The 11,244-nt window shown below is 62.5% G+C and carries 9 protein-coding genes and 1 pseudogene; 1 reads left to right on the top strand and 9 read right to left on the bottom strand.

The window, feature by feature from the left end:
- The 8 genes from folK to B3C64_RS05085 form a co-directional block, all read right to left on the bottom strand.
- On the bottom strand, window positions 1-1,016 hold a 1,016-nt coding region (gene folK / locus B3C64_RS05120), incomplete at its 3' end, for a 2-amino-4-hydroxy-6-hydroxymethyldihydropteridine diphosphokinase (RefSeq protein ID WP_291534182.1).
- A gap of 98 nt (window positions 1,017-1,114) precedes the next feature.
- Window positions 1,115-1,993: a dihydropteroate synthase gene (gene folP, locus B3C64_RS05115; RefSeq protein WP_291534181.1), complete on the bottom strand. Its 879-nt coding sequence runs from the start codon at window positions 1,991-1,993 to the stop codon at window positions 1,115-1,117.
- Window positions 1,994-2,074: 81 nt separating this feature from the next.
- The gene (gene folE / locus B3C64_RS05110) at window positions 2,075-2,713 is read right to left on the bottom strand and encodes a GTP cyclohydrolase I FolE (protein WP_291534180.1); all 639 of its coding nucleotides are present in this window, start codon (window positions 2,711-2,713) and stop codon (window positions 2,075-2,077) included.
- On the bottom strand, window positions 2,713-4,809 hold the full coding sequence (gene ftsH / locus B3C64_RS05105) for an ATP-dependent zinc metalloprotease FtsH (protein WP_291534179.1): 2,097 nt from the start codon (window positions 4,807-4,809) through the stop codon (window positions 2,713-2,715). The genes folE and ftsH overlap by 1 nt, the downstream gene beginning before the upstream one ends.
- Window positions 4,806-5,369: a hypoxanthine phosphoribosyltransferase gene (gene hpt / locus B3C64_RS05100; RefSeq protein WP_291534177.1), complete on the bottom strand. Its 564-nt coding sequence runs from the start codon at window positions 5,367-5,369 to the stop codon at window positions 4,806-4,808. The genes ftsH and hpt overlap by 4 nt, the downstream gene beginning before the upstream one ends.
- 137 nt (window positions 5,370-5,506) lie before the next feature.
- Complete coding sequence (locus tag B3C64_RS05095; RefSeq protein WP_291534176.1) at window positions 5,507-6,952, bottom strand: D-alanyl-D-alanine carboxypeptidase/D-alanyl-D-alanine-endopeptidase; 1,446 nt, start codon at window positions 6,950-6,952, stop codon at window positions 5,507-5,509.
- A 238-nt stretch (window positions 6,953-7,190) separates the two neighbouring features.
- Entirely contained in the window at window positions 7,191-8,417 is a 1,227-nt protein-coding gene (locus B3C64_RS05090) for a glycosyltransferase family 2 protein (protein ID WP_291534224.1), read from the bottom strand.
- Window positions 8,417-9,937, bottom strand: a complete 1,521-nt coding sequence (locus B3C64_RS05085; protein WP_291534173.1) for an AI-2E family transporter — start codon at window positions 9,935-9,937, stop codon at window positions 8,417-8,419. Before B3C64_RS05085 ends, B3C64_RS05090 begins: the two co-directional genes overlap by 1 nt.
- Window positions 9,938-9,992: 55 nt before the next feature.
- Between B3C64_RS05085 and B3C64_RS05080 the strand changes: the two genes are divergently transcribed.
- Window positions 9,993-10,922 carry a glycosyltransferase gene (locus B3C64_RS05080; RefSeq protein WP_291534172.1) on the top strand — a complete coding sequence of 310 codons (930 nt, stop codon included), beginning with the start codon at window positions 9,993-9,995 and terminating at the stop codon, window positions 10,920-10,922.
- Window positions 10,923-11,013: 91 nt separating this feature from the next.
- On the opposite strand, the pseudogene B3C64_RS05075 reads toward B3C64_RS05080, so the two are convergent.
- A pseudogene (locus B3C64_RS05075) lies at window positions 11,014-11,244 on the bottom strand (iron-containing alcohol dehydrogenase); the annotation flags it as partial.

Below are 11,244 nucleotides of genomic sequence, written 5' to 3'. Positions count from 1 at the left end.
GCCTCGTGCAGGAGCTGCGCGACCGAACCGGCGTGTGCCCCGCCCAGTTCGGCGTCCGGCTCCAGCGCCAGCCACGGTCCCAGCACGAACGCACGCTGCCAGGCACGCGGGTGCGGCAGCGTCAGATCGGGGTCGTCGCTGCGCATGCCGTCGAAATCGATGATGTCGAGGTCGAGCGTGCGCGATGTCCAATGGTCCGTTCGCACGCGCCCATGTTCGGCTTCGATGCGCTGCAGACCGCGCAGCAGTTCCTCCGCGGAGAGTTTCGTGTTCACCGACACGACCGCATTGAGGAATTCCGCGGTGCCCGCCGGCATGCCCCACGCGTCGGTGCGGTACAGCGGCGAGACGCCCGTCACCTGCGTGGACGGCAGCCCGTCGATGCAGCGCACCGCGTCACGCAGCGTGGCGGCGACGTCTCCCTGATTGCCGCCCAACGCGATGACGGCGTGATGCACCGGCCGCGCAATGTTCGCAGTATCGGCCGCATAATCGTCACCGGCACCGCAGACGACGCCCTGATCAGCACGGTCAGCGGGATTGCGGAAATCCTCATCATCGGCGCTGTGGCCGGCACAGTGGCAGCGTCCTTCGCCGCGGACACCGGCACTGGCACCATCCGGATCTTGTGCACGCGATTGCGATTGCCGCGAAACGGTTTCACGGGAACGTTCCACGGTGACGCTCACATCGTCGAACGGTACGACGATCGGCGCGTTCGGCTTGTGCACGGTCACCTGCACGCGCGCCACGGCGGAATAGCCGAGAATCATCGTCGCGATGCGATCGGCTAGCTTTTCGATCAGATCGACGTGCTCGCCTTCGATGATGGCGACGATGCCCTTGGCGATCGCGCCGTAGTCGACGGTGTCGTGCAGATCGTCGGTGCGCCCGGCGACCGACAGATCCAGAGACAACGTGGCGTCCACGACGAAGGTCTGCGCGCGCTCATGCTCGAAATCAAGCACGCCGTGTCTGCCCGCCGCGCGGATTCCCGTCAATCGAATCTGATCCATGCCAACCTTTCCTTGAAGATTCTTGCGCGTCATCGGCCGCATACGCCGATTGTCCATTCACGATGGCTAAGCGACGCGGCGAACGATGGCTACACCGATTATCTGGCCGCGTACGCGCGCCATGTATTGCCGACCGCCACCGCATCGCGGCTTTTCGCCACATCGTGCACACGGACCGCCCAAGCGCCATGTTCGGCGCACAGCGCGCTGATGGCGGCCGTGGCGTTGTCCTTGTCGTCCATATCGGCTCGTTCGATACCGGCATCCGCGAGCAGCGCGCCGATGAACCTCTTGCGCGAGGCGCCGACCAACACCGGATATCCGCTGCCGGTGAAGCGGCGAAGTCCGGCCAGCAACGGCAGGTTGTGTTCGACGCCGGGCTTGGAGAATCCCAGACCCGGATCGATGATGATCTGTTCCGGCGCGACTCCGGCTTCCAATACGGCGTCGACCTGCTTCATCAACTCGTCATACACGTCATCGAGCACACCGTGGGCGTATACCGACGTGTCGGCGTCCGGCACCGCGCCCTTCGAGCCGTTGAGCCAGCCGCGCCAATGCTGCACGATGTACAGGGCTTCAGGATGGTCGGCCACCACATGCGGGATCTCGGGATCAAGCCGGCCGCCCGACACGTCGTTGATGATCCGCGCGCCATGTTCGAGCGCGGCGGATGCGACGGAGGCACGCGTGGTGTCGATGGACAATACGGCTCCCTCGGGAGCCAGCGCATCGACCGCACCGAGCACACGGCGCAATTCGTCCGGCTCGTCCACTCTTTTGGCGCCCGGGCGGGTGGATTCCGCGCCGATGTCGATGATATCGGCCCCGGTCTCCATCATCGTCTCGCCATGCGCGCGCGCCGCGGCCGGGTCGAGCCACAGGCCACCATCCGAGAAGGAGTCCTCGGTGATGTTGAGCACGCCCATCACCAACGTGCGACCGCTGTCATGCAATGCTTTCATGTCCATCGGCATATGACTGTCCTTTCCTTGTATTTCCAGTCATGATTCCAGACGAATCCGTCCACCTGCGTTCCACGCCAGCCTGCGCCACACTCACGAATGGTTCGACAGAATGAGGCTCATGGCCTCCGCGCGGGTCGCGGGATCGCGCATGCACCCGCGCACCGCGGATGTGACGGTGCGGGACTGCGCCTTTTTGACGCCGCGCATGGCCATGCACATGTGGTCGCATTCGGTGACCACGATCACGCCCTTCGCGTCCATGCCCTTCATCAGCGCGTCGGCGACCTGCTGGGTGAGCCGTTCCTGTACCTGCGGGCGACGAGCGTAGAGCTCCACCAGCCGTGCGAGCTTGCTTAGTCCGGCCACCTGCCCGTTCGACGGGATGTAGCCGACGTGCGCGACGCCGTGGAACGGCAGCAGATGATGCTCACAGACGGAGAACAGTTCGATGTCGCGTACCAGCACCATTTCGTCGGTGTCGACCTTGAACTTGGTTTTCAGCACCTCCTGCGGATCATGACCGAGGCCTGCGAACAGCTCCTTGCATGCCCGCGCGATGCGATCCGGCGTGTCAAGCAGACCTTCGCGGTCAGGATTCTCGCCGATGGATTTCAGAAACAGGCGCACGGCCTTGCGCACGCCTTCCTCGTCATAGCCGACAGGCCCGGCCGCATGTGCGGCACGGGCCTTGTCGTCAAGGAGGGTATCGAATGGTTCGATATCGCTCATCAGTTGGTCAATCCTGCGCTTTTCTTGAGGGAATCGGGAATCGGCACCGGCGGAAGGTCGGAGTCGGGACGCTTGTCGTCGCTGAGCCAGACCTCGCGCTTCGGCGCCTTCTTGACGTTGGCGAAGATCTCCGCGAGCTCCTTTTCATTCAGCGTCTCCTTGACGAGCAGCTGACGTACCAGCTCGTCCAGAATGTCGCGGTTCTCGTTGATGACGTTCCAGGCTTCGGTATGCGCGGTCTCCACGAGCTTGCGCACCTCGTCATCGATAATCTCGGCGGTGCGTGCGGAATAGTTGTGGTTGAACGATCCCAGATCGCTCTGCTCGTCATCGGACCATTTGATCGCGCCGAGCTTGGACGAGAAACCATAGTCGAGCACCATCTGGCGTGCGATCTTCGTGGCCTTCTCGATGTCGTTGGACGCGCCGGTGGTCGGGTCGTGGAACACGACCTCCTCTGCGGTGCGGCCGCCCATGGCGTATGCCATCTGGTCGAGCAGCTGGTTGCGGGACATGGAGTAGCGGTCCTCGGTGGGCATCACCGCGGTGTAGCCGAGCGCACGGCCACGCGGAAGAATCGTCACCTTGGTCACCGGATCGGTGTCGTTCATGGCGGCCGCCACCAGCGCATGGCCACCCTCGTGGTACGCGGTGTTGCGCAGCTCGTCCAGCGCCATGCCCTTGGAACGGCGCTTCGGACCGGCCTGCACGCGGTCGATGGCCTCGTCGATGGCACGGTTATCGATCAGCTGCGCGCCGGCACGGGCGCACAGCAGCGCGGCCTCGTTGAGCACGTTGGCCAGATCGGCGCCGGTGAAGCCCGGGGTGCGGACGGCGATCATGTGCAGATCGACGTCCGGCACGAACGGCTTGCCCTTGGCGTGCACCTTCAGAATCTCCTCGCGGCCTTCGAGGTCAGGCGCCTCGACGGCGACCTGGCGGTCGAAACGTCCCGGGCGCAGCAATGCCGGGTCGAGCACGTCGGGACGGTTGGTCGCGGCGATAATGATCAGGTTCGTGTCGTTGTCGAAGCCGTCCATCTCGACCAGCAGCTGGTTCAGCGTCTGTTCGCGCTCGTCGTGGCCGCCGCTCATGCCGGAGCCGCCGCGCTTGCGGCCGACCGCGTCGATCTCATCGATGAAGATGATGGCCGGCGCGTTCTTCTTGGCCTCGTCGAACAGGTCACGCACACGCGACGCGCCCAGACCGACGAACATCTCCACGAAGTCGGAGCCCGCCATGGAGTAGAACGGCACGCCGGCCTCGCCTGCGATGGCTCGCGCCAGCAGCGTCTTACCGGTTCCCGGAGGGCCGTACAGCAGCACGCCGCGCGGGATGCGGGCGCCCAATGCCTTGTAGCGCGACGGATCCTTGAGGAAGTCCTTGATCTCCTCGACTTCCTGCACGGCGGCTTCCTCGCCGGCCACGTCGGAGAACTTGGTGGTCGGGGTCTGGCCGTCGAGCAGCTTGCCGCTGTTCTTCTTGGCGCCCATGCCGAACATGCCGCCGGCACCGCCCATACGGCTCATCATGAACCAGAACAGGCCGAAGATGATCAGGAACGGCAGCAGCGAAGTCAGCAGGTACGTCCAGACGCTGCTCTGCTGCATGGTCGCGGTCCAGCCCTTGGACGGATCGGCCTTCTCCACGGCCTTGACCACCTGCGCGGACTGCGCGTACGTGTAGTAGAACTGCACGTTCTTGCCGTAGTTCTTCGTACGGCCGGTGTCGGGATCGGTCGCGGAGAAATCGTTCGTCAGCTTCAGCTTGACCTGCTGCGTGTTGTCGACGATCTGCGCGTATTCCACGCCGCCGTTGTTCAGGATCTGCATGCCGTACTTGGTGTCGATGGTCTGGGATCCCGAACCGACGAAAAGCTGGAACATGGTCACGGCGAGCAGCGCCACGACCACGACCCACAGCCACGGCGACTGCCAGAACGGTCGCGGCCCGCCCTTGGAACCGTTGGAACCGTTGCCGTTCCTACCATTGCCGTTGTTGCGATTGAATGGATTGGTGAAGGGATTGCCGCCCCCGTTGGGACCGTTGTTGCCACCGCCATTGCTGGGCGACTGGCCCGGACCAGGAAAACTCATGCCTGACCTCCTTCGTACACGGATGGCTTGAGCACCGCGATTGAATCGAGATTGCGATACCGCTCGTCGTAGTCCAGACCGAAGCCGACCACGAATTCATCCGGAATCTCATATCCCTTGTATTTCACATCAACCTGCACCTTGCGGCGCGCCGGCTTCTCCAACAGCGCAAAAATCTCCACGGAGGCCGCGCCCCTGCGCTTGAGCTCGTCGACCAGCCAGCGCAAGGTGATGCCCGAATCGATGATGTCCTCGACGATCAGCACGTCACGGCCGCGCACGTCGGTGGACAGATCCTGACGAACGGTGATCTTGCCGCTCGACTCGGTGCCGGAACCGTAGCTCGAAAGGCTCATGAAATCCATTTCCGCGGGAATGCTCATGGCTTGGGAGAAGGCCGCAAGCGTGTTCACGGCCCCCTTCAGCACGCACACCAACAGCGGCACCCTGCCGCGATAGTCCTCACTGGCCTGGGCCGCGGCGCGCTTGATGATGTTGTCGATCTCTTCTTTGCTGATCAGCTCGTGATCAATGTCTTCTTGTACGTCAGCGATTCGCATGCCCACCATCTTGGCACACGCGAATGACGTGTTTCTGGCCGTACGCTGAATATCCGCTGAGAAGATTCACGCCCTGCCGCGCGCCGCCCGTCTCCATGATCCGGCATCTTCCGAAGCGCAGAGACGTCGCCGTCATCTCACAGTTTCGGCAGTCCGGCGACGAACGTGTTGATGGCGGATTTCGCCGCGTTGAAGTCGGTGGGGTTGTTGACGATCACCGCGAAGGACAACGCCCCGCCGTTCAGCCGGGTCACATTGCCCGTCATGGACGAGACGTCGCCGAGGCTGCCGGTTTTCACGCGGATGAGCCCGGCCTCGCTTTCATCGTTCAGACGGTCGGCGGCAGTGCCCACGAATCCCACGATCGAGAGCCCTTCCGCGGCCGCGGCGCCGGAACCCTTGGACAGATTGCGGTGCTGCACCTCGATCAGGGTGCGCGCGGTCAGCCTGGAGCTTTCCGCCAGCCCCGAACAGTTGGCCATCGACAGTCCCTGAGTGGAGATTCCGGCTTCCTTGATCGTGCGTTCGACCGCCTGCACCGCACCGGCCGGGGAATTCTCGTCGCCGGTCTTCAATGCCAGAAGCCTGCCGAATTCCTCGGCCAGCGAGTTGTCGGAATGGCGCAACATGAACGCCATGACCTCGTTGAGCGACGCGGAGCTTACCGACGCGATGGGACTGGAGCCTTCGGGAGCGGTGCCCTGTTCCACGCCATTCACGGTGATGCCCTGTTCCGTGAGCCGCTGCCGGAACGTCTCCACAGCCTCCTGCACCGGCTGCGTGGCAAGTGACGGATAGGAGCTGAATATGTCGGGGTTCTCGGGTGCGGCGCCGTTCCAATGGCGTCCGCCGTCCACGGCCATGGAAGCCGTGGGGGTGTAATACACATGGTCGGTGTCGAGTTCGGCGATGCCGTCCGGCCAACGGCTGTCGGAGAACAGCGTGTCGTCGTATTCCAATGTCACGGTGTCGATGCCCCGTTGCCGCAACGCCTGCGCGGTGTCCGCCGCGAGCGTGCCCAATCCGGCGCGGCCGTTGACGTGCGCGGAATCCGACAGTCCCGCGCCGAGCAGCATGTCGCCGTTGCCTTTGAGCACCAGACGCGCGGTGCCGTCCTGCCGCTGTTCGAGGTACGTCTCCGTGTCGAGCGTCTTGCCCATGTCGAGCTTCGACGCGGCGGCGTAGGCGGTCAGGGTCTTCATGGTGGACGCCGGTGTGCGGGCCGCGTCGATGTCGTGCTCCGCGACGACCGTTCCCGAGGCGTCGGCGATGGCGATGGAGTATTCGCCGCCGAAGCCGGAGGCGGCCTTGCCGAATTCGTCTATCAGCGATTTCGCGGCGGCCGCGTCTATCGTCCGCGAGGTGTCGAGGTCGTCCGCGACGGACGCGGCGGCGACGCCGCGGCGGGGCTCGCCGACCTTCGGGTATTCGATGTCGCGCAATGTGAGCACGCCGGGCATGACGTCGAACAGGTCGGCCGCGACGTAACCGAGGCACAGCACCACGGTCAATACCGAGGAAACCGTCACCGTGAGCGCACGGCGGCGCTCGGCACGCCGGTAATCTTCATCCGCAACGCACATCGGGAATATGCCTTTCCAATCCTGTTCGGCGTCGATCGTTCGACATCGAAGTCCGATGCCCGCTGTTTTTCTTCAGCCGCCGAAACGTTCCATAGTCTACCGCCACCATGCCACAGCACACGAACGTCCGAAACCGTCAAAGTCCATCGGACGATGCCTGCCGGCCTCCGAAGTCCACGACCGATCGAAAGACCGTGACCAATCCGGAATCCATGGCCGGCCCAAAGCCCATGCCCGATCAATTGCCCTTGTGCTCGATCGGCTTCCACTCGGACTTCGCGAAAATGGCCTGGAACGAAATCGGCACGTAGCTGAACATGTAGATCGGGAAGCTCAGCACATAGGCGAACAGCTCCTTGTTCGTGGCGCCGACGTGGTCGCGTTCCACCACGATGGTCAACGCGGCGAGCGCCATCATGCCGATCACCGACATCACGATGCCCGACGACCATCCGGCCAAGGAGTTCAGCTGGCTCTGCCATGTCACGAATCCGCAGGCCGCAAATAGCAGTCCGAGCAGGATGCGCGCGATGCCAAGCACGGTGAACGGGCACAGCAACAGCGTGAAATCCACCGCGGAGAAGTCGCGTTCCCGCACCGCGCGTTTGATCAGCGCCGGCCCATAATAACGGAACACCTGCAGGAAGCCCTTGCTCCAACGCAGGCGCTGCCGCCAGCTCTGCGCGAAGGTGACCGGCTGCTCGTCGTACAGGATCGCGGTGCCGCAATATCCGATGCGGTCGCCGTGCAGCACCGAATCCATGGTGAATTCCAGATCTTCGGTGAGCAGGTGGAATTTCCAACCGTTGTTGCGCCGCATGACCTCCTGCGAGAACATGAAGCCCGTGCCGCCGACGTGGCAGCTGTTGCCGAGCCACATGCGCGACGCCGACAGGAACCTCGATTCGCGGATGAACCACAATGCGGAGCCCGAAGACACCCAGTTGTCGGAGAGGTTCACCGAATTGCGGTAGCTGGTGAGGATCTTGAATCCGGACTGGAACGCCTTGTTCATCTCCTCGATGTAATGCCTGTCGAGCTTGTTGTCGGCGTCGAACACGAAGAACGCGTCGTAGGGGTCGGACGCGCCGGATTCGTTCATCTGGTCGAGCAGATAGGTCAGCGCGTAGCCCTTGCCCACCTGCTGCTGGTTGAATCGTTCGATCACATGGCATCCCATGGACCGCGCCACCTGCGCGGTGTCGTCGGTGCAGTTGTCGGCCACGATCCAGATATCGATGAGATTCGTCGGATACGTCTGTTCGTGCAGGCAGTCGATGAGGTTGCCGATGACGTTCTCCTCGTTGCGCGCGGAGATCAGCACGGCGTAGCGCTTGTCCATCGGCGCGTCGGGGAATTTGATCGGCTTGGCGAACAGCGAGATGAGGATGCACACCGCCTGGTAGACCATGCCGGCGCCGCCGACGACCACCAGCAGAATGTCGAGTACGCTCAGCAGTACCATCAGCGCCACCTACTCCTTGGATTGTCGTTCGCTGTTTCGTCGTTCGACGTTCCGCCATCCGTTCCCGCCGGCTCGTCTTCGGATGCGGCGCCCCGCAATGGTTTGCGTTCCGTCCTGTCGAGCAGATGCTTCGGGATGGCGATCGTCTCCGATTCGTCGGATTCCTCCGATGCGGGGGAATCGTCATGAGGTTTGATATTGTACGCCTGCTCCTGAAGATGACGCACCTCGTCGGAAAGCGGCACATGCGCGCTGGACCCCTGGACCGCGCGCGGACCGTGCAGATGCTCGCCGATCGCCTCGGCGCCCTCCACCAACTTCGACTTCTTTTCCGGGCTTGGATCGTTCATCAACGGCGAATCCACCAGATCGTAGCGCTTGGTGTACGTGCGGAAAATCGTCTGGATGGACGCGACGACGGGCAGGGCGAGGAACGCGCCGAGCGCGCCGAACAAGGAGCTGAATGCCAATACCGCGAGGAACGCCACCGCGTCGTTGATGTCCATGGTGCGCTGGGAGATCTTCGGCGCGAAGATCAGATTCTCGATCTGCTGGTAAATGCAAATGAACACCAATACGACGACGGCCTGCCACAATCCGCAGCTGGCCCATGCGAACAGCACCGGCAACGCGCCGCCGATGTACGTTCCCAGCATTGGGATGAACTGCGAGACCACGCCGCAGAACAATGCGAGCGGCAGCCAGTACGGCACATGCAGGATCTCCAGGCAGATCGAGGTGAAGAACGCGTTGAGCAACGCGAGAATCGCACGCGAGAACAGGAACGACGAGATCTGGCTTTGGCTGACGGTCCATACGAACAGGAAACGGCGCTGCGCCTCGGGAGCCATCCATTGGCATGCCGCGCGGCGCAGTTTCGGACCGGCCGCGGAAATGTAATACGTGGTCATGATGACCGTCATGAGGTTCAGCAGGAAGGAGAACAGTCCGGAGACGGTGCTCATCGCCGTTCCCGCGAAATCGGTGACCCACGAGGTCTGCACGTTCTTCAGGATCTCATTGCCGAGACTGTTGATCTCCGGCAATTCGAAGCTCAGATGCTGATTGGCGAAATCGCAGATCTGCTGGTAGAGGCCCGGCAGACCGTTGAGCAAAGCGATCACCTGCTGCACGAACAGGTTTCCGAACAATGCGAACAGCACGCCCAGAACGATCGCCAGCACCAGCAACGCGAACAATGACGCGAACGGTCTTTTCCAGCCGTGTTTCACCAACGGCACAACCATCGGCTCGACCGCGAGCGCGATGAACAGGGAGACGATGACGTCGATGACCAGGTATTCGATCTTGCCCCAGGAACGCCAGCAGAACGAGAAGACCACGATGGCGATGGCGATGTACAGCAGCGCGCGGCCGAGCCATTCCGGAGGCCTGCGGGAATCGCCTTTCGCGGGGAACAGGGTGCCGAGGTCCCAACGCTGCCCGTCCTGCCGGGAATTCGCCTCCTTCGTGGCCGTCGCTTCCGTTTGGTCATTCATCCGCTGTTCGCGTTCGCTCATGGTTCCTCATTGTAGCGATAGGTGTCGTGTACGGTCTGGAACCTATTCTTAAAACATGCTGAACGTTTCAATTGTCATCCCCGCTTGGAATGAACAGGAGCGTATCAACGATTGCCTGCTCAACGCCACCCGGCAGACCGTCATGCCACATGAGGTGATCGTCGTCGATAACCGTTCCACGGATTCCACCGTCGCCATCGTCGAACAATTCATGAGGGATCATCCGGAGGCTCCGGTGCGTCTGCTGCATCAGGATGAGGAACAAGGGCTGATTCCGACGCGCGATTATGGTTTCAACCATGCCACCGGCGATGTTCTCGGCCGCTTCGACGCCGATTGCATGATTCGCCCCGATTGGGTCGAGGTGGTGTCGGGGATCTTCACCGAGGATCCGGAGGCCATGGGCGCCACCGGACCAGTGATGTATTACGACATGCCCAGCCGGCATATCGGCCTGCGTGGGGACAATTCCACCCGGAAGCGCATTTACAAGGCCGACGGCGGGCAGCCGTTGTTGTTCGGATCCAATATGGCGTTGCGCGCGTCCGCATGGCGTCGGATCGCCGACGAGGTCTGCCGTGACAAGGCGGATGTGATGCATGAGGACATCGACATCTCGTTGCATCTGTTGGGCAAGGACCTCAAAACCGTATATAGTCCGCGCATGATCGCGGGCATCAGCGCCCGGCGCATGGACACCTCCCCCGCATCGTTCCTCAACTATATGAGGCGCTTCAAGAACACGTTCAACGCGCATCCGCAGCATTCGCGCAAGCACAAGCCGGAGATCCTCATCACGGCGTTGTACCCGGTGTTGCATCTGCTGTACCCCGTGTGGCAGAAGGTGCTCGACACCGCGGACATCAATCCGGCCGAGGCCGCCTGGATCAACGAGCAGATGGAGTTGGCGGAGCAGGAGGGGCATGAATTGTATGACGACACCCCCACCGACGAGGAGTGGAGCGAAAAACACGAAGAGGAATAGCGCTTCATAGGCGATGGTGCCGAATATGCAGGACACGCCCGGATTTCACGGGCGGAAACCGCATATTCGGCACCATCGTTTTTGTATCGGGTTACATCAGGCTCTTGTAGATGGCGAGGATGTCCTCTTCGGTGGCCTGACGCGGGTTGCCCGGAGTGCATACGTCGTGGAAGGCGTCATGCGCCAACGGTTCCAGATCGGCCTCGGTGGCGCCGACTTCGGAGATCGTGGTCGGGTTCTTCAGATCGACGGTGAGCTTGTGCACGGCCTGGACGGCTGCCTCACGAACCTTCTCCAGATCGCCGGTGTAGGCGTCCTCCAC

Source organism: Bifidobacterium sp. UBA6881 (genome assembly GCA_002451435.1).
In the GTDB taxonomy this organism is placed as follows: Bacteria; Actinomycetota; Actinomycetes; order Actinomycetales; family Bifidobacteriaceae; genus Bifidobacterium.
The sequence above is the reverse complement of the archived record's forward strand: the minus strand, read 5'-3'. Positions and strand labels throughout refer to the sequence as shown.

What these genes read in the sequence shown, in the direction of transcription:
- ftsH (WP_291534179.1), bottom strand. Translation starts at nt 4,809, where the DNA reads ATGAGTTTTCCTGGTCCGGGCCAGTCGCCCAGCAATGGCGGTGGCAAC.
- folE (WP_291534180.1), bottom strand. Translation starts at nt 2,713, where the DNA reads ATGAGCGATATCGAACCATTCGATACCCTCCTTGACGACAAGGCCCGT.
- hpt (WP_291534177.1), bottom strand. Translation starts at nt 5,369, where the DNA reads ATGCGAATCGCTGACGTACAAGAAGACATTGATCACGAGCTGATCAGC.
- B3C64_RS05095 (WP_291534176.1), bottom strand. Translation starts at nt 6,952, where the DNA reads ATGTGCGTTGCGGATGAAGATTACCGGCGTGCCGAGCGCCGCCGTGCG.
- folP (WP_291534181.1), bottom strand. Translation starts at nt 1,993, where the DNA reads ATGCCGATGGACATGAAAGCATTGCATGACAGCGGTCGCACGTTGGTG.
- B3C64_RS05085 (WP_291534173.1), bottom strand. Translation starts at nt 9,937, where the DNA reads ATGAGCGAACGCGAACAGCGGATGAATGACCAAACGGAAGCGACGGCC.
- B3C64_RS05080 (WP_291534172.1), top strand. Translation starts at nt 9,993, where the DNA reads ATGCTGAACGTTTCAATTGTCATCCCCGCTTGGAATGAACAGGAGCGT.
- B3C64_RS05090 (WP_291534224.1), bottom strand. Translation starts at nt 8,417, where the DNA reads ATGGTACTGCTGAGCGTACTCGACATTCTGCTGGTGGTCGTCGGCGGC.